Genomic DNA, 20,183 nt, shown 5'->3' on the forward strand with positions numbered 1-20,183 from the left:
ACATGCAAGCAAAAATGGTTTTCTGGCAGGCCCTCACGCCGGTACACCCCGGCACCGGGCAGGATTCAAGCAGCGTGATTGACCTTCCGGTAGCCCGCGAGGCCGCCACCGGCTTCCCGGTGATTCCGGCCAGCAGCCTGAAGGGGGTGCTGCGGGACGGGCGCGAGGATGAGCAAAGCAATAAGCTTTTCGGCTCCCTGGAAAACGCTGCCGAACTGACCCTGACCGACGCGCGGGTGCTGTTTTTGCCGGTGCGCTCGTACGCGGGCACCTTTGCCTTCCTGACCTGCCCGCTGGTGCTCGAGCGGCTCAAGCGGGACCAGAAGGCTTTGGGCCTTCCCGAGCTAAAAGCTACGATTCCGAATCCAGGGCAAAAAGAAGCCTTCCTGCCGCAGAATACGCAGATTACCCACAACAATCAGGTGATCCTCGAGGACATAGACCTGAGCGCAAAAGTCGGGGACGCAGATGCCTTGGCGCAGGAACTTGGGAAACTGGTGTTCGGTGAGGAAGCGGGCTACTTTGTTGAGCGCTTTGCCCTGGTGTCGAACGACGTATTTGCCTACTTCAGCGAGATGGGCATGGAGATTATCGCACGGGTCAAACTGGATTCGGACTCTAAAACAGTGGTGCGCGGTGGCCTCTGGTACGAAGAAGCCATCCCCGCCGAGACGGTCTTCTCGAGCTTCGCCATTGGCAAGAGCGGCTTTGACGAAATCAACCGGCCCTACATCCAAATAGGCGGCCAGGCCAGCGTGGGAAGGGGGCTGTTGCGGCGGATGGGGGTGAAGCATGAGTCTTAAGACCCGCGCGCAGGCGGATATGAGAAAAGCCCTCGATCTAGTCAGCAGCCTTGAAGGCGAAAATGAAGAGGTCAAGAACATCTACGGCGGCCTGTGCCACAACTTTCCCATCCTGGTGCGGCAGAGCGGGCTTTGCCAGGCGCTGGCTTTTAGCGCAGATAAGGCGAGGGTAAATCCCAATCAAAAAGAGACTGATCGGAACAAGGCACACAAGTTGCTTCTGAAGCATGTGGGCGACATTCTGGATGTGCAAAGCGCCCTCGAGGCTGTTCAGCAAACAGACGCTATCGGCTACATGCACTACACCCGCCGGGTGCTTTCAGCCTGGGTCTACTTCAAGCGCTTTGCCGCCAGCGTGCTGGGCGTGCATACCGGAGGACACGATGAGAGCCAGCAGACTTAACCTTCCCCCACCCCCCCACGCCGGGCTGGCCCTTCAACGCTACTTGAAGCAGCAAGACGATGAAAACGCTTCGGCGCGGGAACTCCTGACCCATATTGCCAACAGCCAGGTCTCTACCGTGTACCGCACCGCCTTCGAGCGCTGGAAGGAAAGCCTCAAGGGCGCAATCTGGCTCGAGGCCACCACCCGCACCCCATTGGCCATTGGCTTGGGCAACAGCAGCCCCCTGGAGAACGGTCTGGCCCTGCACCACACCTACGGCACGCCTTACCTGCCGGGCAGCGCGCTAAAGGGCCTGCTGCGCCGGGTGGCCGAGCGCTATGGGCTTACCGAGCAGGAAAAAGCGGTGCTGCTGGGCGAAGGCCCCGACCCCAAGCGAAAAAACCAGGGCAACGCGGCCTACCTGGTCTACTGGGACGGCTGGTTAGACCCCGCCAGCAGCCAGCCCTTCCAGTCGGATGTGATTACCGTGCATCACCGCGAATACTACGGCAAAAAAGGCGCGGTCTGGCCCACCGACTTCGACGACCCCAATCCCGTGGCCTTTTTGTCGGTGAAGCCGGGAGTAAAGTTCTGCATTCCCATCACCTCCCCCGCCGAAAACGCCCAGGACTGGCCCTACAAGGCCGCCGAGATGCTCAAGTGGGGTTTGGAAAACCTGGGCTTGGGGGGTAAGACCAATGCGGGGTATGGGTATTTTGAGGTTAGGCCACCCGAGAAGCCAAAAACCGATGCGGATATTGCCCAGGAGATTTACCTCGAGTTCCGCCCACTAATTGAGCGAATCAAACTGCGCGACCCCATGCGCGACGTACGGGAAATAGCCGCAAAGTTGAAGAAATATCCACTTAGGCATCGTTCAAAGACTATCGAGGCCATCGTGGAACATCTCAAGTCCATTGGAGTGGGTGCGGGAGATATAGACCGAATCCGGGCAATGCTGGAGGAGACATGATTATTCTTTCACTACTGGGAACCGGAGACTATAACGAAACCATCTACACCTGGGGGAGACGGAAAAAGTCAGCCCAGTTCATGCAACAAGCCCTCTCCGCATGGTTTCCTAACACGAGCCTTCTGGTTTGCGCCACACGTAAGGCAAAGGGTAAGCATGGGAAAGTCCTTCGCGAAACTATTCCAAACATAAAAATGATTAACATTCCGATGGGAAAAAACGAAAAGCAATTCTGGACAATATACAACCGAATCGAGGAAAATATACCCGCAGAGAGTGAATTGGTGTTCGACATAACCCATGGTTTTCGTTCCCTACCGGTTCTGGCTTTGCTTGCTGTGGCGTACCTGAGGGCGGCTAAGGGTGTGAAAGTTAAGCATATTCTGTATGGTGCATTTGAAGCCAGGGTTGGTGAGAAGACCCCGGTACTTGACCTACTGCCCTTCTTGAACATGCTGGACTGGGCTAGTGCCACCAACCGTTTTTTGGAGACGGGCGATGCGAGAAAATTTCGACCACTGATTGAAACTAAAGGGGGTAGGCCGCTCAATGTGCACCTCAATTCCGCAGTAAAAGAATTGGATTCGTTATCTCAGGCGCTCGCTACTAACCGCGCCTTACGGAGCGGAGAACTGGCCCAAAAGGTACAGGAGAAATTGTTAAAAGCTCAACAGGGGAAGTGGGAACCGAGACACGAACCCCTCAAACTGCTTTTGCCGCGCCTGGCAGATAGCCTGAGCCTGCTAAGCCGAGATAAGCAAGGTTCGCAGGAAGAACAACTGAGGCAGAGCTTTGGCCAAGTAGAGTGGCTTTTGCAGAATCAGCAATTCGAGAAGGCGCTCGGTCTGGCTCGAGAGTGGATGGTGTCATTCGCGCAGTTGAAGAGGCAAGGAAGTTGGCAACCCATTGAGCGCAAGAAGAGAAAAGCAGTGGAAGATTGGTTGAACGACTGTGCCAAAGGGAATGTTGCCACACCCGATGACTGGGAGGCTTTTATTGGTGTGTGGAAAGACCTTGGGAACTTGCGAAATGACCTCATGCATTTTGGTTTCCGAGATGCTCCTCGAACGGAAGCATCCATCCCTAAAGAGGTTGAGGAAAAAATTGATGGCCTCAGGGAAGTTGTCTCTTCGCTGGGCCTCGAGCTTCCGGAGGTTTCATGAGCACCGTCATCCTCACCACTGTTGGTACCAGCCTGTTGGGCAACATCGCGCGAGCGGGCATTGGCAAAGAGGACGCTCGAGGCGTCCTCGAGTTCATCCGTAGCGACCCGGCCAAAGCCAGCGCCGAGACCAACTCGCTGGGGCGCCTGCTGCGGGGGGGAGAGCGGGTAGAACTCCTGCACAGCGACACCGAGGAAGGGCGCTGGTGCGCGGTGTGGGTAGCTACTTACCTGCGTGAAAAGGGCTTCTCCGTTGAGCTGTTCAAGGTACAGGGTCTGGCCTACGAGGCCAGGGGTTTCGTGGACTACGGACTGAGGCAGTTCGTTCAACTGTTGGCTGGGCGGATTCGTGAGGTCCACCGACAGGGTCACCAAGCGGCCATCAATGCCACCGGAGGCTTCAAGGCCGAGATCGCTTACGCCACCGCGCTGGGTCTGGTGTTCAAGGTGCCGGTCTATTACATTCACGAGAAGTTCGGCGACATCGTGACGCTACCACCCTCTCCCTTCGGCTGGGACAACAGCTTGATTGCCTGGAACACCGATTTCTTCGATTGGATCGATGCCGAGCTTCGCCCTACCTCCGAGGTACGCTCCCGGGTCAGAGGGCTGCCCGCCGAGATAGGTTTACTGCTGGAGGAGATGCCCGACGGCTACACGGTGCTCTCACCGCTGGGCCAAGCTTACCTCGAGGCCTTCCGGTGCGAGTTTGAGCAGGCTCAAAGTGTTCCCGTCTATTTTTCGCCCAAGGCAAGGGCAACTTGGGAAAACCTCGAGCCCGCCGCGCAGGAGCGCTACCAAAAGCTTCTCCAGCGCCTACGCCTGCCCAACCGTGCGGCCAACAGCGAACTCAAGAGCGGCGGTGGCGATGTGCTGGGCTACCCCAAGGGGCGTGTAGACGAGCGGCTTTTCTACGCCGAACGGGACGGAGGGCTCTACGTCTTCGCTCTCACCCGGCACGGCCCCGGGTACGAGCGTATGTGCCAGGAGGGCTTTAGCTGGCGCGACTTCGAGCCGGCAGAATTCACCCTCTGGGAGGGCTAGATGGACGACCTGGACGACCTGTTACCCGAGGCAGCCCTGACCCCGCTCGAGGCCCAGGAGCCCCTGCCCATCAGCGCCCTGGCCCAGTACACCTACTGCCCCCGTCGGGCGGCCCTGATTCTGCTCGAGGGCGAGTGGGCCGACAACGAGTTCACCCTGCGTGGAACCCGCGCCCACGAGCAGGCCGACCTGCCCGAGGGCCTACTGCGGGAGGGGGTCTGGGTGGAGCGGGCTTTGCCGCTGTGGTCGGAGCGGCTGGGGCTTTCGGGCCGAGCCGACGTGGTGGAGTTTGTGGAGGGGGCACCGTACCCGGTGGAGTACAAGGTGGGTCGCAATTGGCCCAGGGAACTGGCACGCCGGGCTGCTGAGGTACAGCTTTGCGCCCAAGCTTTGTGTCTGGAGGAGATGTTCGGCCAGGGCGTAGAGGAGGGTGCCCTCTTTAGCAAGACGAGTCGGCGCAGGCGGCCGGTGCGCTTTACCCCCGAGCTCCGAGCCGCAACCTTGGCCACCATCAGCGCCCTGCGAAGGCTGTTGCGCGAGGAGCGTCTGCCCCCACCCGCTGCCGACGAGCGGTGCCGCCACTGCTCGCTGCTCTCGGTCTGTATGCCACATGTACCTCAGGCCTTGGTCGAGTGGAGGGCTCAGCGGACGTGACCAGCGAACTGCTGAACACGCTCTACGTCCAGACCCAGGGGGTGTACCTGCGTCTCGAGGGCGACACCCTGCGCATCCAGCACGAGGACATAACCCTGCGCAACGTGCCCCTACACCACCTAGGTGGGCTGGCAGTGTTTGGGAATGTGCTCATCTCGCCCTTTTTGCTGCACCGCTGCGCCGAAGAGGGCCTCGAGGTGACATGGTTTACCGAGTCGGGGCGCTTTCGAGGGCGGCTTTCGGGGCTGGTTTCGGGAAACGTGCTTCTAAGGCGAGCCCAGCACAAGGTCCTCGACAACCCCTCTGCGGTCGTGCATCTTTCTGCCCGATTTGTGGAGGCCAAACTCAAAAACAGCCGTCTGGTGCTTCAGCGGGCGGTGCGGGAGCGCGGCGAGACGGGGGCCTTGGCCCGTGCCTTGGCCGAGCACGAGGCTGCCTTGCGGATGCTTCCTCGCGCCCAATCGGTGGACGAGGTGCGAGGGCTTGAAGGACAGGCTGCCAGTGCCTACTTCTCCGCCTTTGGCGACCTTTTGCTCTTGGGTGAGTTTTGCTTTGACGGCCGCAACAAGCGCCCTCCGCGCGATCCCGTGAACGCCCTGCTGGGCTTTGTGTACGCTCTTTTGGCGACCCAGTGCACCGCTGCTCTGGAGGGGGTGGGCCTTGACCCACAAGTGGGTTTCCTGCACGCTTTGCGTCCGGGTCGGAACGCACTTGCCCTGGACTTGCTCGAGGAGTTCCGCGCCTGGTGGGGTGACCGCCTGGTTCTGGCCCTCCTCAACCGCAAACAACTGACCTCGAGGCACTTCGAAGAACGCCCCGGCGGGGCAGTGCTCCTGTCGGAGGACGGTCGCAAGGAGATGATCGTCGCCTTCCAGAAGCGCCGTCAGGAGACGGTACAGCACCCGCTCTTCAAAGAGCCTGTGCCCATCGGTCTGTTGCCCCATATCCAAGCCCGCCTGCTCGCCCGCTACCTGCGGGGTGATCTGCCGGAGTATGTGCCCTTCGTGGGCAAGTAGGAGTGCATCGATGGAACGGCTCGACATCCTGGTCACCTATGACGTCAATACCATCTCGGAGGAAGGCAAAGCGCGGCTGGCCCGCGTGGCTAAGGTCTGCAAGAACTACGGCCAGCGGGTCCAGATGTCGGTGTTCGAGTGCCGCGTCACCCGGGCCCAGCTCGAGGAGCTAGAGGCCAAGCTGCTCAAGGTGATCGAGCCTGACAAGGACAGCCTGCGTATCTACACCCTTCCAGGCGGGCGGGAAAAATGCTTGAGAACACACGGGCAAGACCGGTACCAGGACTTCGATGACCCCCTAGTCCTTTAGCGCGAACCCCTAGTAGTTGCAAAAATCCAGGAGGTTCGCGCAAAGCCATTTTGTGGCTTGGGTACTTTGAAAACTTCGCTATACTGTGAAGCACCTCGCACTGCGGAGGTGGCCTTGGCTCCCAGGTTCGCGCAGCGCTGGCAATAAATGCAGTCCTGCACGTGTGGGTTTTTGAGGCCGTTGCAGTGGGCAATTAAGCTCACTGAGGATTGAAACTGCGGGCCCAGGGGCGCTGGCTGGTGGGGGTGCGTGGTTGCAGTGGGCAATTAAGCTCACTGAGGATTGAAACCAGCCATTCGCAGGCCTGGAGCATGTGGGCTACCGCGTTGCAGTGGGCAATTAAGCTCACTGAGGATTGAAACGTGCGGCGCGAGCGGGCTTACTGGCGGCGCTACACGTTGCAGTGGGCAATTAAGCTCACTGAGGATTGAAACGTATTCCGCTACCGCCGCGCCGCGGAAAATCACGAGGTTGCAGTGGGCAATTAAGCTCACTGAGGATTGAAACTGTGTGCCTAGGTGTGCGTGCGCCTAGGCTCCGTGTGTTGCAGTGGGCAATTAAGCTCACTGAGGATTGAAACATTAGGCTTGGGGGCCTGCAGCGTCCAAGCTACCAAAGTTGCAGTGGGCAATTAAGCTCACTGAGGATTGAAACTCTATACGCGCGCGCGCGGGAGCGCGGGAGGGCACGCGGTTGCAGTGGGCAATTAAGCTCACTGAGGATTGAAACCCAAAATCTTTGTGCGCTTTGGGCGGCCCCCGCGCGTTGCAGTGGGCAATTAAGCTCACTGAGGATTGAAACCGGCTGGTGCAATCGCGGTTGCATCACGCGTACCATGTTGCAGTGGGCAATTAAGCTCACTGAGGATTGAAACGCCTTATCGGCCCCCGCTCCCGGAGCTACCTCAGCGGGTTGCAGTGGGCAATTAAGCTCACTGAGGATTGAAACCCTCCGTCCTCGAAGATGATTGTGGCGGAGGTCAAGTTGCAGTGGGCAATTAAGCTCACTGAGGATTGAAACAGAGGGTCCATGAAACCACCACCCGTGTGTGCGCAGGTTGCAGTGGGCAATTAAGCTCACTGAGGATTGAAACGGGAGCGGGCGGCAGGACGCCATAGCGCAAGAAGGTTGCAGTGGGCAATTAAGCTCACTGAGGATTGAAACCAAATTGGGATTTTGCCTACCAGATGGGGATTTCCCCGTTGCAGTGGGCAATTAAGCTCACTGAGGATTGAAACGCGGGCAGGGCTACCTCTGCCACGGCTTCCACCCCTGTTGCAGTGGGCAATTAAGCTCACTGAGGATTGAAACCTTCAGAGGTGATTGCCAGCTCAGGGCGATCCAGGTTGCAGTGGGCAATTAAGCTCACTGAGGATTGAAACGTAGTCGCTTTTTGCTTGGTTTCCTCTTTCCAGGCGTTGCAGTGGGCAATTAAGCTCACTGAGGATTGAAACTTATGCTACTGCGCCGAACGCCCAATGGGCGTGGGAGGTTGCAGTGGGCAATTAAGCTCACTGAGGATTGAAACACTCCCGTGAGGGTTGCTCCTCCAGCGGTGTAGCCCGTTGCAGTGGGCAATTAAGCTCACTGAGGATTGAAACAAGCGCTGCTGTAGCCATGTAAGCCTCCTTTGCTCTCGTTGCAGTGGGCAATTAAGCTCACTGAGGATTGAAACAAAGCGGAAGTAAACCTCTTCGGCGGGTGCCGGAGCGTTGCAGTGGGCAATTAAGCTCACTGAGGATTGAAACTGCACCTAGGGCTAGGCGCACCTAGGCGCACACACAGTTGCAGTGGGCAATTAAGCTCACTGAGGATTGAAACATTCATGCCCGCCTCCTCCGCCCACACCCGTGCGTTGCAGTGGGCAATTAAGCTCACTGAGGATTGAAACATCCCACCACTGGTTCGGGTTGGGCGCCGGATCGAGCGAGTTGCAGTGGGCAATTAAGCTCACTGAGGATTGAAACGTCGCCAGGCCAATGGGGATTGCTACGCAACCCCGGCGGTTGCAGTGGGCAATTAAGCTCACTGAGGATTGAAACTAAGGTTGGTTCTCCCTTCTCCTGTGGCTCGCACTGGTTGCAGTGGGCAATTAAGCTCACTGAGGATTGAAACATTGGCCAACCGGTAGAGCTGCTTGTTGCTGTACCGCGATACTGGGAGGATGGTTCTGAACCACCACTTTGCTTTGGCTATTCTTGGACATGTACTATGTAATCCATGTTGTATCTAGCCGGGAGAGAGGTGGACCCCCAAGCGCTCACCACCTGGCGGAGCTACCACCTCCGGGCTGAGGAGGTGCGGCTCGAGCCCCCTCAAGCCCTCACCGTCGCGCCGCTGGTCCCCGGCCTGTGGAGCCTGTCCACCGGCGGCTGGATGGGGGAAGCCCGCCTCTGGCGCGACGGGGAGCCCCTGTCGTTGCGGATCCAGGATGAGAAGCTGGACCCCGCCGCCTGGGAGCGGCTCCTCCAGGACCTCAGCAGGGCCGTCAGCGGGCTGCCCCTGGCCGAGCTGGCCTCCGGGGCCAGCTTGACGCCGGAGCCCACCCCCGGCACCCGCTACGTGCAGTACCTGCTGCTGCGGGGGCTGGGCGACCGGGTGCTGGAGGCCCTCGAGGCCATTCACGCCCGCCCCCACGAGGCCCTGGCCCGCGAGGCCCGCTGGGTGGAGCCGGGGCAGGCCACCCGGGCGAGCCCCGAGGCCCTGCTCCGGGTCGCTGCCGCCGGGGAGCTGGTGCCCGCCGCGGGGCCCCGGTCCCCGGTGAACGCGCAGCCCCGGCGCTGGCTGGACGAGCACCTCAGCCCGAGCCATGACACCCCGGAGAACCGCTTCGTGCGCCACGCGGTGGAGGGGATGCTGGCCGTTCTGCGCCCCTTCAGGGACGACCCCCACGCGGCGCGGCTGGCCGACGGGCTGGGGCGGGCCCTGCGGCGCAGGCCCCTCGACGGGGCAGGCCGCCTGCGCCACTACCCGGGGAACTCCCGCGTGCTGCTACGCCGCAGGGGCTACCGGGAGCTGCGGGAGTGCTACGCGCTGCTGCTGGGCGGGGCGCGGGTGCGCTGGGCCGGCCTCGAGCAGGCCTTCCGAGGAGGGCTGCGCAACACCGAGGTGCTCTACGAGTACTGGGTCTTCCTCGAGCTGCAGCGCCGGCTGGGGGTCGAGCGGCCCCGCCTGCCGTCCCGCCGCAGCGCCAGCGGCCTGCACGTCGACCTCGCCCAGGGCCACGAGGCGTCGGTGGGGCTGCCCGAGGGCAGCCTGTACTACAACCGCACCTACCGCCCGCCCGCCGAAAGCTACTCCCTCCCCTTGCGGCCCGGCTTCGCCGTCCACTGGCCCGACGGCACGCTCACCGTGCTGGACGCCAAGTTCCGCCGCGAGGAGGGGGGCGAGGCCAAGCTCGAGGACCTTTACAAGATGCACGCCTACCGCGACGCCCTCCGGGGGTGCCGCTCGGCCTGGGTGGTCTACCCGGGCGCTTCCGAGGGGGCCGGCGAGGCGAGCGCGGAGAGGTCCTACCTGCTCCGGGCCCATTCCGACCTCCTGCGCTCGGAGGGGATCGGGGCCTGGATTCTCAGACCGGGGAGTTCGTCATGAATCAAATGCCTCAGACAGCCGCAGAGACCGCAGAAACCGCCGAGACCGCCATCCGCTACCTCCACGACCGCTGGGACCACATCCAAAAGGAGGAGGCCTACAAGGTGCCGGGCGCCGAGAGGGCTCGGGAGGTCATCACCCGCTTCCTCGAGGGCCAGGCCGACGCCCAGGAGCTGGCCAGGAGCTTCCACCGCAACCTCAACATCCTCGGCTGGCGCAGCGCGGACAAGCTCAGGGGCCTGATGCGCCGGCACCCCGAGGCCTTCCGTGAGGCCATCCGGCTGCTGTGGCAGACCGGGGACGCTGACGGCTTCTGGAGCGTGCTCGAGTCCCGCCTCTCGGACCCCGAAGCCCAGGATGAGTTGCAGGCCCTGGGCGGGAAAGGGGGACAGGCCAACATCGCCTCGTACTTCCTCTTCGTCCACGACCCCCACAACCACCCTCCCTATAAGCTGCGGGGGATCGCCAATGGCCTGGCTGTGCTTGGCCACCGTGCCCCCCAAGGCGACACTCCGGGTGGGCTGCTGCGCGACTATTACGCCATCCTGCGGGAGCTCCTGCCCCGATGGCAGGAGGCCGGGATCCCGGTCCGGCACCTCCTGGACGTGCAGAGCGGGCTGTGGCACCTGCCCGCCCTGGTGGCGGGCGTGGGGGCCGAAGGGAGCACGGAAGCTCAGGAGCGGCAATCCCACGGCACGGCCTCTCCCGCGCACGCCTTCGACGATCTGCAGGCCTACCTGCGCTCCTGCGGCCTGGCCTTCACGCGAGCCCAGCTGGCCCACTGTCTGGCCGCGCTACAGACCAAGCGGCTACTGATCCTCTCGGGGCTCAGCGGGACGGGCAAGACCCAGCTCGCCCTGCGGGTCGGGGAATACCTGGGGGAGGCCGTGGTGATCCCGGTCAAGCCGGACTGGACGGACACCCGGGGCGTGCTGGGCTACGTCAATCCCCTCAGCGGGGACTACCAGCTCACCCCGGCGCTCCGCTTTATCCTGCAGGCTGCCCGGCAACCTGACCTGCCGCATTTCCTTATCCTCGACGAGATGAACCTGGCCCACGTGGAGCGCTACTTCGCCGACTTCCTCTCGGCTTTGGAGAGCGGTGAGCCCATCCCGCTGCATCTGAGCGCGGACGTGGAGAGGCAGCAGGGGATCCCCTCGAGCCTGCGCCTGCCCGAGAACCTTTGGGTGATCGGGACCGTCAACGTCGACGAGACTACCTATGCCTTCAGCCCCAAGGTCCTGGACCGGGCCTTCGTGATCGAGCTCAACGACGTGGACCTGGCGGGATACCTAAACGGGGCCCTCGAGGGGCCCCAGCCCGACGAGCCCGTGGACGAAGGGCTGCGCCTGGAGGCCCGCCGCGACTGGCGGGGATTGGGGGTGGCCCCGGAAGATAGGGAGTGGCTGCTGGAGGTGCATCGCAACTTTTCGGCTCACCAGTGGCCTTTCGGCTACCGCGTGGCCGACGAGGTGCTGGCCTTCCTGTCCCACGCCCGCCGGTTGAGGGTGGAAGACTGGAATCCGCGCGACGCGGCGCTGTCCAGCAAGCTGCTCCCCCGTCTGCACGGCAACCGGGCCCAGCTCGAGGGCCTGCTGCAGGGCCTGGCGGGATGGCTCGGGCTGGACCTCGAAGACCCTGATGCGGCTACCCCCTATCCCACTACTGCCGGGCAACTGCGCCGGCTCTGGCTCCAACTCCAGCACGAAGGGTACGCCGCCGCGTTGGGTTAGGCCGGATTATTTATCTCTGGACCCATACCGAATAATAATGCCGTCCAGGACGGACTCAAGACCGCCGACCGCATAAAACGAAAAGTAAGGCCCCTCCGTGGAGGGGCCTAAGTTAGGGGCTGGGGTTGGGGCGGCCTCGAGGGGGCGGGGGCGGCCCCCATCCCCTCGAGGCCCAAACCGCCCACATTTCCCCTAACGAATATTAAGGGAAATGTACCCGGGCGGCGAGGCGGTGGTTGCGGGCCGTGCTCGAGGGGTCAGCAGGTCTCGATCCGGAACTACGCCCGCCCCCTCCGCTCTAGCGTGGGTCGGGAACTTTCAGTTCCGGGCCCCACGGGGTCTTCCCGGGCACACCCGGCCTACTCGAAGGTCATGGTCGGCAGCAGCTTGGGCGTGGTGTTCGTGCACACCACCCCGCTGTTGGGGTCCCGCTCGTCGACCCGGTAGCCGTAGAAGCTTCGGGCTGCTGGCGGTTGCCCTCTCGATCCCGCTGCTCACGCTGTCTATGGTCCTTCTTGGTAGCGGCAACAGCCTCTCGGTAGCCACCTTCATGTCCACCCTCCAGAAGTGGCTGCCTGGTGGGAGAACTCAGGGGCCCCTACACATAAATCTTGACACGACCTTGCCGTGTACCCACGAGTCTCAGATGTGTTGACCAAATTACAACAACTTGACAGCCTGGAGATGCAATGATAGTTTTTTCTTGAGTCGAAAAAACCAAGGCCTTCTCAAGCACGCCCTCTGGTCGTCTCGGCTCAACCTGAAGAGGAGGAGGACATGAAGTCACTCGCCAGGATGTTGGTGTTTTTGTTGTTTGTGCTTATAGCGGCCAGTTTTGCTCAGCCGTTAATTGTGGGTGTGAGCTGGGCCAACTTCCAGGAAGAGCGCTGGAAGATAGACGAGCGGGCCATCCGTGAACAGCTTGGTCGCATGGGGGCAACCTACATCAGCGCCGACGCGCAAAGCTCCTCGGAAAAACAACTCAACGACATAGACGCTCTGATCGCCCGTGGTGCCAAAGCCCTGATTATTCTGGCTTGGGACAAGGATGCCATCCTGCCCGCCATTGACAAGGCCAAGGCCGCCGGGATCCCAGTGGTGGCCTATGACCGCCTGATCGAGAACGACTACGCTTATTACATCACCTTTGACAACGTGGAAGTGGGCCGGATGCAGGCAAGAGAGGTGTTCAAGGCTCGTCCCAAAGGCAACTATGTCTTTATCCTGGGGGCCAACACTGATCCCAATGCTGATTTCCTGCATAAAGGCCAGCTCGAGGTGCTCGACGCGGCCATTAAGCGGGGCGATATCAAGGTGGTGGGCAAGCAGTACACCGAGGGCTGGAAGCCCGAGGTGGCCCAGCGCAACATGGAGCAGATTCTGACCGCCAACGGTAACAAGGTAGACGCGGTGGTGGCCTCCAACGACGGCACCGCCGGGGGTGTGGTGGCTGCGCTGGCCGCGGTGGGCCTGGCCGGTAAGGTGCCGGTCTCGGGTCAGGACGGCGACCAGGCTGCGCTCAACCGCGTAGCCCGCGGCCTTCAGACCGTGAGCGTGTGGAAGGATGCCCGCGAGCTGGGCCGTAGGGCCGCCGAAGCCGCCGTGCTCATGGCCCGTGGCACCCCCATGGACAAGCTGCCGGGCAGAACAGTATTTGCCGACGGCCCCAATAAGGTTCGCATGAACGCCCTCCTGCTCAAGCCCATTCCGATTACCCGTCAGAATCTCGACGTAGTGCTGCGGGCAGGCTGGATTACCAAGCAAGCCCTCTGCCAAGGGGTTAGCGGTTCGACCGCGCCGGCTGCCTGCCGTTAGTTCCTCGGTCGGATGAATAGGGTGGGCTCTGCCCACCCTATTTGTGGGCTCCAATAGCGATATAATCCCAATTTAACGATCAAAAGCAGGTGGAGGACCAGCGCATGCAGATGCAAAGTGTTTCGAAGGCCCACACCAGCCTGGTCAGCAGCCTGGGAGTGGATGGGCGTATCCTGACCATGCTGGTGGTGCTGGCGGTGGTTTGGACAGTATTCCAGATTCTCACCATGGGCCAGCCGGGGCAGTTCCTGAGCCCGCAAAACCTCTGGAACCTTTCGGTCCAGACAGCCGTGGTGGGCATCATGGTGGGCGGCATGGTGATGGTGATCGTGACGCGCCAGATTGACCTTTCGGTCGGTTCTGTTCTGGGCTTCAGCGGCATGATCATGGCCCTGATCCAGACGGTTCCACCCCTGGGCTGGGGTGGGAACTGGCTTCTGGCGCTGCTGGCTGGCTTACTGCTCGGGGCCCTGATCGGGGCCTTTCAGGGGTACTGGGTGGCCTACTGGGGCGTACCGGCTTTTGTGGTTACCTTAGCGGGATTGCTAATTTTTCGCAACGCCACCTTCATTGTGGCCAGTGGGCGCACCATTGGCCCCCTCAACGATAACTTCAAGGTGCTGGGCGGCGGCCTCAACGGCTCGATTGGGGAGTTCTGGACCTGGGTGGTGGGGTTGGCGGTGATGGCTTACATCGTCTACCAGGCCCTCACCAACCGCAACCGGCGTATCAAAAACGGCCTGCCCGTGCGTCCGATGTGGGCCGAGGTGGTGGTCAACGGGGCTCTGCTGGCCCTGACCCTGGCCTTCGTGCTGGTGATGAACGCCTTCCCCTATCCGGGCACCAACGTGCCCCGGGGCATGCCGGTGCCGGTGCTGATTACCTTGATTGTGCTGTTTGTGTTGAACTGGGTGGCGCTCAATACCCGTTTTGGCCGCTATGTGTTTGCCATTGGGGGAAACCCCGAAGCCGCTTTGCTGGCCGGTATCAACGTCAAGCGCATGCTGGTAGCGGTGTTTGCCCTGATGGGGATGCTGGCCGCCCTGGCCGGGGCGGTGCAGGCCGCCCGCTTGAACTTCGTGACCAACAGCATGGGGAACCTCCTCGAGCTCGACGTGATCGCGGCAGCGGTGATTGGGGGAACGGCCCTGGCGGGGGGGAGCGGCACCATCGTGGGCGCGGCCCTGGGGGCCCTCCTGATGTCTTCCTTGCGTAGCGGGATGGTGCTGATGGGACTGCCCACCGAGTGGCAGAACGTGGTGCTGGGGACGGTACTGTTGGCAGCCGTTATCTGGAACAGCGTCTATTTGAGGAGTCGGAGGTAAGCATGACCCCGCTGGTTGAAATGCGCAACATCAGTCTTCGCTTCGGAGGGAACCAGGCCCTGGACAACGTATCGGTCAACCTGTACCCCGGCGAGGTGGTGGGGCTGCTGGGGCACAACGGAGCGGGCAAGTCCACCCTGATCAAGGTGCTTTCCGGCGCTTACCGGGCCGACTCCGGCCAGATCTGGGTAAACGGGCAGGAGGTGCAGATTCGCACCCCCCAGGATGCCCAGGCCCAGGGTATCGAGACCATCTACCAGACCCTGGCCCTGGCCGACAACCTGGATGCGGTGGCCAACGTATTTCTGGGGCGGGAGAAGGTACGGGGGGTGAGGCTGGACGAGGACATCATGGAACTCGAGGCCCGCAAGACCCTGGATCGGCTGCGGGTGAAAATCCCTTCCCTGCGCCTGCCGGTGGCCCAGATGTCGGGGGGCCAGCGCCAGACCGTGGCCATTGGGCGGGCCATCTATTTCAAAGCCCGCTGCCTGATCATGGATGAACCCACGGCAGCGTTGGGGCCGGAGGAAACCCAGAAAGTCCACCAGCTCATTAAGGCCCTCAAGGCCGAGGGGGTGGGGATATTTTTGATTAGCCACGACCTGCACGATGTCTTTGACCTGGCTGACCGCATCACGGTAATGAAAAACGGACGACTGGTAGGCACCGTCTACACCCAGGACGTCACCCACGACGACGTACTGGGCATGATTATCGGTGGAGTGATGCCCAAAAACGCCCGGCCTGCCGACCAGCCTGCGCCGCGAGCTTGAGGGACAGGCCTCGAGGGAACAGGCGGTCAACCCGTGCTAACCGTATCTTTGCCCGAGCAGCGGCCTGCCCGGTCTGTTGCGCAGGGCTGGGCAAAGGGCTACGGGTTGGGCTGGTGGGCTGAAAGCCCATGCAGGCCCTGGACGTTCCGCACTGGATTGTCGAGGCGATTGAGGTGGTGACTGAAAGGAGAACCCTATGCGAATCGGTATCGTGGGGGCAGGCTGGTGGGCCGGTTTTGCCCATCTTCCAGCTTTCAAAGATGCGGGGGCCGAAATTGCCGGCATCTATAGCCGCACCCCGACCCATGCCCAAAAACTGGCTGAGCAGTTTGGCGTCCGAGCCTTTGAGAGCTACGAAGACCTGCTAGCAGCCTGCGACGGCGTGGCCGTCTCTACCACCGATGATACCCACGCCCCCCTGGGCATCCAGGCCCTTGAAGCGGGCAAACACCTTTTCATGGACAAGCCGCTGGCCCGCACCGTGCAGGAGGGGCAGGCCATTGTGGATGCTGCCAGAGCCCATCAGCGCATCGGCCTGACCGCCTTCACCAGCCGGGGCGACCTGGCCGCCGAGACCGCGCAGCGTCTTGTGCAGTCGGGCGAAGTGGGCGAAATCCTGTACGTGCGTGGCTACTTCCACGGGGGCTTCATGGGCGACCCGCAAGGCCCCACCACCTGGCGGGCCAAAGCAGAGATCGGCGGAGCCGGGGGTGCGCTGGCCGACCTGGGAGCGCACCTGTTCGACCTGGTGCGTATGGTGACCGGCCTCGAGTTTACCCAGGTGATGACCCAGGCCCACATTCACCTAAAGCGCCCTGACCCGGTCACCAACTTCGATGAAGGGGCGGTGCTGGCCCGGCTGGGCGAGGCTAGCGGGGCTTTTTCGCTCTCGAGGGTACACATCGGCGCAGACCAGCGGCTCGAGCTGGAAATCCAGGGCAGCAAGGGGGCCCTCAAGCTTTCGCCCGCCCTGTGGGGGCAGGGAGACAGCTTCCAACTGTTGCTGGCCCGTCGTCCCGGTTTCTATCAACCGGTCACGCCTGACCCCAGCCTGCTTCGGGGGCGCAACCCAGAAAGCGCCTGGGGCTATTTTCAGTTCATCGAGCTGGCCCGGCGCTTTCTCGAGGGCGCGCGTACCCACCGGCAGCCCTCGCCCAGCCTTGAGGACGGCCTGGCTGCCCAGAAGGTGATCGAGGCGGTGGTGCAAAGCAGCCAACAGCAAGACTGGGTGGCCGTGGGGTAGCCTGTGTCTCAGGCGAACACCCCATCCAGGCCAATTGACGAGCTAGGGGATACCCCCTTATTATTTCGTAACTAGAAATAAATACCTGTTCCCTGAAGCTCCTATGGCCAAAGCGATGAGAACCACCCCCCTTGGCGGCACCCGACAGTTGCGGCGCTGGCACCGTGCGCGTATCCTCCAGGCCATCCGGGCCGAGGCGGGCATCTCCAGGCTCAGGCTGGCCCGCAAGCTAGACCTCTCGCCTTCTGTCGTCACTGAGGCGGTCGCCGAACTATTGGCTGAAGGGTTGTTGGTTGAGAAGCCGCTGCCCCCCACAGGCCAGGGCCGCCCTTCGGTAGCCCTCGACCTCGAGGGTGAGTGTCATGGAGTGCTGGCCTGGGAGATTGACCTCGATCGGATGGCGGTAGCCCTGTTGAACCTGCGGGGGGAGGTGCGGGCTCGAGCGGTGCTGCCCCCGGCCCCCGACAGCCTCTCGGCGGCGCTGGAGCAACTGCAAGCGGCTACCGCGCCCCACCTTTCGGGAGTGCGGGTGCTGGCCGCGGGCCTTTCCATCCCGGGGCTTCTGGAGCCTGCCCAGGGCCACCTGACCCTAGCCCCCAACCTGGGCTGGGCCGACCTGCCCTTGCTGGAGCGCTTCCGTGCGGCGCTTGAGGCGCTAGGGCTAAACAAGACCCTGGCGGTGGTGGAAAACGAGGCCAACGCCGCGGCCTACGGCCTTTATGCCCTGGGGAGCCTGGCCCTGGAGCACTGCGTTTACCTGAGCCTGGGGGTAGGGGTCGGGAGCGGGGTGGTGGTGAAGCGGAGCGTCTACCACGGGGCCCGCTTCCACGCAGGAGAGGTGGGACACATCTCCTTAGACCCCCAGGGCCCCCCCTGCCGCTGCGGCAAGCGCGGCTGCGCCGAGGCCTTTCTCAGCCTTCGCCGCTGGCAGGAAGCCCCCACCCTGGCCCGGCTGGGTGAGATGGCCGAACGCCTGGCCCAGCTTTCGGCGGTGGTGCTGGCCACCCTCGACCCCGAGCGCGTGGTGTTGGGAGGGCCGCTGGTCGAGGCCACCGGCGAGGCTCTTCTGCGGTTGATTCAGGCCAAACTCCCCCGCTACGCCCTCTCGGTGCACGCCCCCGAGCAGGTGGCGCTCTCGCCGCTGGGCCGGGAGGCGGCGCTGTTAGGGGTGGGAGCCTTGGCAGCAGACTTTTTTATGGAGCAAATGGCTTACGAAGAGGTGAGTTGACACTCCCACGGCTAAAGCGCGTGGGATTCTTGGGCTCACCACTGCGCCCGGTACGAGCGTCTTACACGGTGATGCACGGTATTTCGACCGTCTCCTCAAGCGTGACTTCCCGTGTGTCCCACGGTACGGAGTTTGGTCAAGAGTGCGGCTTGGTTTTCGCCGCACCAGACCGATGGGCATTTTATCACATACCAGCCGCCCACTATGCCACATGCCCCTGCGGGGCACGTGGGGGAGTCCTCGCCTCGCCGTGGCGAGGCGACCAGGGCTAAAGCCGCTGGGTTTTATAGCTCCCCCACACCCCCTCGCTTCTATAAAGGCCTCGTCCGCGCCGGTTGCGACCCCAATCCCGACCCTGCACCCCGCCTCTTCCAGGGTGGGAAAAGCGGCTTCCAGGCGGCGAAGGAGCGCCGCCTGGTCCGCCGACTCCAGCAGCCAGGGTTCCGCGCCGTGGGCGACCCGGGCAAGCTCGCGCACCTGGCCGGGGCCGGGTTCGGGTTCAGGTTTCTTCGGCAGGATCGGTGCGCAAAGCGCGTCTGCCAGTGCGGCCAGCGTCGCCCGGTCGAGGGCCGGACGGTAGGCCACGCGCGTGGCCCCCGGTGCCTCGCGGCTGATGACGCTGACCGCGGGGTAGGCGAGCACCTCGGAGTGGAAGGCCAGGGTGTCCGCCATATCGACGTAGACCTTCAGGTGGAAGCGTTCGGCCACGAGGCTGCGCAACCGTCCGCCGTAGCGGTTCTTCATCCAGCGGTCGCTGCAAACGAAGCCCAGGCAGCCGCCCTGCGACAAAAGCGACAGGCCCCGCTCGAAGAAGGGCACGTAGAGGTCGGCGCGGTGACTGAAGGTGGGGTAGCGACGGCGGTACTCCGCCAGCAGGGAAGCCGGGATCCGCTCCTGGCGGACATAGGGCGGGTTGCCCACCACGAAGTCGAACTCGCCCTCCAGCGGCGTCAGCAGGAAGTCCCCCTGCAGCAGCCAGCGGTCCGCCAGGGCCGTCGCGACGTCGGCGGGCAGCCCCTCGCGCCGGAGAAGGGCCACCACGGAGGCGTGGGTGCCGCGGAAGGTCTCGTGGTGCAGCTCGACCGCCCGGATCGCCCCGGCCAGGTCGGCCAGGGGGGAACCGTCCGGCCTCGCCGCCCGCCATGCGCTCAGCAGGCGTTCGATGGCCGGAAGCAGGAAGTTCCCCCCGCCAAAGGCGGGCTCCAGCAGCCGCTTCTCGTGGAGGGGCCGGTCCTGTGTGTAGCCGACCAGATCGAGGACGAAATCGACCACCTCCCGGCGCGTGTAGACCGCACCCCGAGCGGTGGCTTCGGCGCTGGAGGCCAATCGCTCGACTGCCGCCCGCGCTTCCGGAGAAACACGGGCGGCAGGGGGCAGGTCAGGGGTCATCGTGGTGCGGTCCTCGGTCAGTCCTCCGCCAGCTCCTCCAGCCGCTCGCGCAGCCGGGCCACCTCCGAGCGCAGCCCGCCCAGCCCCAGCAGCACCACCCCGGCCAGGCCGCCCAGGCTGAGCTGGGCCAGCGCGTTCTGGCGCAGCGTGGCCAGGGCCTCCTGGCGGGGCAGCGAGCCCTCGGGCAGGGCCCGGGCCACCGGGGTGAGGTATCGGGCCGGTTGCAGCAGGGGGGGCAGGGCCAGCAGGGCCAGCCCCAGGGCCAGACCTCCCAACGCCTTCAGCAGCAGCGCTTCGATCCTGGCCATGCTCACCTCCCCGCGTGGGGGTCGAGTTCGACCGGCAGCTTGTAGGGGGTTTTGAAGTCGTCGAAGCGCTCCCGCTGAGGATCGAAGCCGGGGAAGTTGAAGCCCTCGGGCATCATCTCCACCACCCAGTCCGCCGGGCGGTAGCCCTCGCACACCAGCCGGTCCCCCTCCATGCGCAGGGCGATGGGGTCTTTGGGGTAGATGCGCACCCAGCGCCCGTAGAGGGGGTGCCACCTGGCCCGCCAGGAAGCGTAGATCACGATCTTCAGCGGGGCGTCGGCGGGGGCGATGGCAGCGACCCCGGAGAGTATAGAGGCGTACTCCGCGGCGGCAGTGTACTTGCCGTTGGTGTACTCGATGAAAGCCGGATCGCCCATGTCCCCCTCGTAGCCGTAGTACAGCGCGGGGGGGCTGGCGGGGGCCACCGG

Annotated in this window: 18 protein-coding genes and 1 CRISPR repeat array; of the genes, 15 read left to right on the top strand and 3 right to left on the bottom strand. The window is 63.1% G+C overall.

Translation table 11 applies throughout. From position 1 onward, the window contains the following. The first annotated feature begins 2 nt into the window (after positions 1 to 2). The 15 genes from cmr4 to Mrose_RS07995 all read left to right on the top strand — a co-directional run bounded on the left by cmr4 (position 3) and on the right by Mrose_RS07995 (position 18,058). Positions 3 to 803, top strand: coding sequence for a type III-B CRISPR module RAMP protein Cmr4 (cmr4, locus tag Mrose_RS07925; RefSeq protein WP_119277156.1), 801 nt, complete (start codon positions 3 to 5; stop codon positions 801 to 803). Then, positions 793 to 1,206 (top strand): type III-B CRISPR module-associated protein Cmr5, encoded by a 414-nt coding sequence (cmr5, locus tag Mrose_RS07930; protein WP_119277158.1) that lies wholly within the window; start codon positions 793 to 795, stop codon positions 1,204 to 1,206. Before cmr4 ends, cmr5 begins: the two co-directional genes overlap by 11 nt. Beyond that, positions 1,187 to 2,161, top strand: coding sequence for a type III-B CRISPR module RAMP protein Cmr6 (cmr6, locus tag Mrose_RS07935; protein ID WP_119277160.1), 975 nt, complete (start codon positions 1,187 to 1,189; stop codon positions 2,159 to 2,161). The genes cmr5 and cmr6 overlap by 20 nt, the downstream gene beginning before the upstream one ends. After that, positions 2,158 to 3,324, top strand: coding sequence for a TIGR02221 family CRISPR-associated protein (gene csx2, locus Mrose_RS07940; RefSeq protein ID WP_119277162.1), 1,167 nt, complete (start codon positions 2,158 to 2,160; stop codon positions 3,322 to 3,324). Before cmr6 ends, csx2 begins: the two co-directional genes overlap by 4 nt. After that, a complete protein-coding gene (locus Mrose_RS07945; RefSeq protein WP_119277164.1) occupies positions 3,321 to 4,367 on the top strand; it encodes a putative CRISPR-associated protein in 1,047 nt (348 codons plus the stop codon). Before csx2 ends, Mrose_RS07945 begins: the two co-directional genes overlap by 4 nt. Further along, positions 4,368 to 5,021, top strand: a complete 654-nt coding sequence (gene cas4, locus Mrose_RS07950; protein ID WP_119277166.1) for a CRISPR-associated protein Cas4 — start codon at positions 4,368 to 4,370, stop codon at positions 5,019 to 5,021. It abuts the gene before it with no gap. Continuing rightward, on the top strand, positions 5,018 to 6,037 hold the full coding sequence (gene cas1c / locus Mrose_RS07955; protein WP_119277187.1) for a type I-C CRISPR-associated endonuclease Cas1c: 1,020 nt from the start codon (positions 5,018 to 5,020) through the stop codon (positions 6,035 to 6,037). Before cas4 ends, cas1c begins: the two co-directional genes overlap by 4 nt. Before the next feature lie 10 nt (positions 6,038 to 6,047). Continuing rightward, on the top strand, positions 6,048 to 6,347 hold the full coding sequence (gene cas2 / locus Mrose_RS07960) for a CRISPR-associated endonuclease Cas2 (protein WP_119277168.1): 300 nt from the start codon (positions 6,048 to 6,050) through the stop codon (positions 6,345 to 6,347). A gap of 179 nt (positions 6,348 to 6,526) precedes the next feature. Further along, a CRISPR array of direct repeats spans positions 6,527 to 8,462; the repeat unit is 37 nt; unit sequence GTTGCAGTGGGCAATTAAGCTCACTGAGGATTGAAAC. Between the two features lie 105 nt (positions 8,463 to 8,567). Then, positions 8,568 to 9,941 (top strand): DUF2357 domain-containing protein, encoded by a 1,374-nt coding sequence (locus Mrose_RS07965; protein ID WP_119277170.1) that lies wholly within the window; start codon positions 8,568 to 8,570, stop codon positions 9,939 to 9,941. Continuing rightward, positions 9,938 to 11,674, top strand: coding sequence for an McrB family protein (locus tag Mrose_RS07970; protein ID WP_147371592.1), 1,737 nt, complete (start codon positions 9,938 to 9,940; stop codon positions 11,672 to 11,674). The genes Mrose_RS07965 and Mrose_RS07970 overlap by 4 nt, the downstream gene beginning before the upstream one ends. A gap of 777 nt (positions 11,675 to 12,451) precedes the next feature. Next, positions 12,452 to 13,489 carry a D-xylose ABC transporter substrate-binding protein gene (xylF, locus tag Mrose_RS07975; protein ID WP_119277174.1) on the top strand — a complete coding sequence of 346 codons (1,038 nt, stop codon included), beginning with the start codon at positions 12,452 to 12,454 and terminating at the stop codon, positions 13,487 to 13,489. A gap of 104 nt (positions 13,490 to 13,593) precedes the next feature. After that, on the top strand, positions 13,594 to 14,814 hold the full coding sequence (locus Mrose_RS07980; protein WP_119277189.1) for a sugar ABC transporter permease: 1,221 nt from the start codon (positions 13,594 to 13,596) through the stop codon (positions 14,812 to 14,814). Between the two features lie 2 nt (positions 14,815 to 14,816). After that, on the top strand, positions 14,817 to 15,587 hold the full coding sequence (locus Mrose_RS07985) for an ATP-binding cassette domain-containing protein (RefSeq protein WP_119277176.1): 771 nt from the start codon (positions 14,817 to 14,819) through the stop codon (positions 15,585 to 15,587). Between the two features lie 196 nt (positions 15,588 to 15,783). Then, positions 15,784 to 16,830: a Gfo/Idh/MocA family protein gene (locus tag Mrose_RS07990; protein WP_119277177.1), complete on the top strand. Its 1,047-nt coding sequence runs from the start codon at positions 15,784 to 15,786 to the stop codon at positions 16,828 to 16,830. A gap of 115 nt (positions 16,831 to 16,945) precedes the next feature. Then, complete coding sequence (locus Mrose_RS07995) at positions 16,946 to 18,058, top strand: ROK family transcriptional regulator (RefSeq protein WP_245969728.1); 1,113 nt, start codon at positions 16,946 to 16,948, stop codon at positions 18,056 to 18,058. Here the strand turns inward: Mrose_RS07995 and Mrose_RS08000 are convergent. The 3 genes from Mrose_RS08000 to Mrose_RS18835 form a co-directional block, all read right to left on the bottom strand. Continuing rightward, on the bottom strand, positions 17,993 to 19,447 hold the full coding sequence (locus Mrose_RS08000; RefSeq protein WP_119277181.1) for an Eco57I restriction-modification methylase domain-containing protein: 1,455 nt from the start codon (positions 19,445 to 19,447) through the stop codon (positions 17,993 to 17,995). The genes Mrose_RS07995 and Mrose_RS08000 overlap by 66 nt on opposite strands. A gap of 17 nt (positions 19,448 to 19,464) precedes the next feature. Next, on the bottom strand, positions 19,465 to 19,755 hold the full coding sequence (locus Mrose_RS18575; protein WP_147371590.1) for a hypothetical protein: 291 nt from the start codon (positions 19,753 to 19,755) through the stop codon (positions 19,465 to 19,467). Between the two features lie 2 nt (positions 19,756 to 19,757). After that, the coding region (locus Mrose_RS18835; protein ID WP_182482731.1) for a hypothetical protein at positions 19,758 to 20,183 on the bottom strand (426 nt) is incomplete at its 5' end.

Source organism: Calidithermus roseus (assembly GCF_003574095.1).
Classification (GTDB): Bacteria; Deinococcota; Deinococci; order Deinococcales; family Thermaceae; genus Calidithermus; species Calidithermus roseus.

Excerpts from the sequence above, each read along its gene's own strand:
- cmr4 (WP_119277156.1), top strand. The coding sequence starts at position 3 with ATGCAAGCAAAAATGGTTTTCTGGCAGGCCCTCACGCCGGTACACCCC.
- cmr5 (WP_119277158.1), top strand. The coding sequence starts at position 793 with ATGAGTCTTAAGACCCGCGCGCAGGCGGATATGAGAAAAGCCCTCGAT.
- cmr6 (WP_119277160.1), top strand. The coding sequence starts at position 1,187 with ATGAGAGCCAGCAGACTTAACCTTCCCCCACCCCCCCACGCCGGGCTG.
- csx2 (WP_119277162.1), top strand. The coding sequence starts at position 2,158 with ATGATTATTCTTTCACTACTGGGAACCGGAGACTATAACGAAACCATC.
- Mrose_RS07945 (WP_119277164.1), top strand. The coding sequence starts at position 3,321 with ATGAGCACCGTCATCCTCACCACTGTTGGTACCAGCCTGTTGGGCAAC.
- cas4 (WP_119277166.1), top strand. The coding sequence starts at position 4,368 with ATGGACGACCTGGACGACCTGTTACCCGAGGCAGCCCTGACCCCGCTC.
- cas2 (WP_119277168.1), top strand. The coding sequence starts at position 6,048 with ATGGAACGGCTCGACATCCTGGTCACCTATGACGTCAATACCATCTCG.
- Mrose_RS07965 (WP_119277170.1), top strand. The coding sequence starts at position 8,568 with ATGTTGTATCTAGCCGGGAGAGAGGTGGACCCCCAAGCGCTCACCACC.
- Mrose_RS07970 (WP_147371592.1), top strand. The coding sequence starts at position 9,938 with ATGAATCAAATGCCTCAGACAGCCGCAGAGACCGCAGAAACCGCCGAG.
- xylF (WP_119277174.1), top strand. The coding sequence starts at position 12,452 with ATGAAGTCACTCGCCAGGATGTTGGTGTTTTTGTTGTTTGTGCTTATA.
- Mrose_RS07980 (WP_119277189.1), top strand. The coding sequence starts at position 13,594 with ATGCAGATGCAAAGTGTTTCGAAGGCCCACACCAGCCTGGTCAGCAGC.
- Mrose_RS07985 (WP_119277176.1), top strand. The coding sequence starts at position 14,817 with ATGACCCCGCTGGTTGAAATGCGCAACATCAGTCTTCGCTTCGGAGGG.
- Mrose_RS07990 (WP_119277177.1), top strand. The coding sequence starts at position 15,784 with ATGCGAATCGGTATCGTGGGGGCAGGCTGGTGGGCCGGTTTTGCCCAT.
- Mrose_RS07995 (WP_245969728.1), top strand. The coding sequence starts at position 16,946 with ATGAGAACCACCCCCCTTGGCGGCACCCGACAGTTGCGGCGCTGGCAC.
- Mrose_RS08000 (WP_119277181.1), bottom strand. The coding sequence starts at position 19,447 with ATGACCCCTGACCTGCCCCCTGCCGCCCGTGTTTCTCCGGAAGCGCGG.
- Mrose_RS18575 (WP_147371590.1), bottom strand. The coding sequence starts at position 19,755 with ATGGCCAGGATCGAAGCGCTGCTGCTGAAGGCGTTGGGAGGTCTGGCC.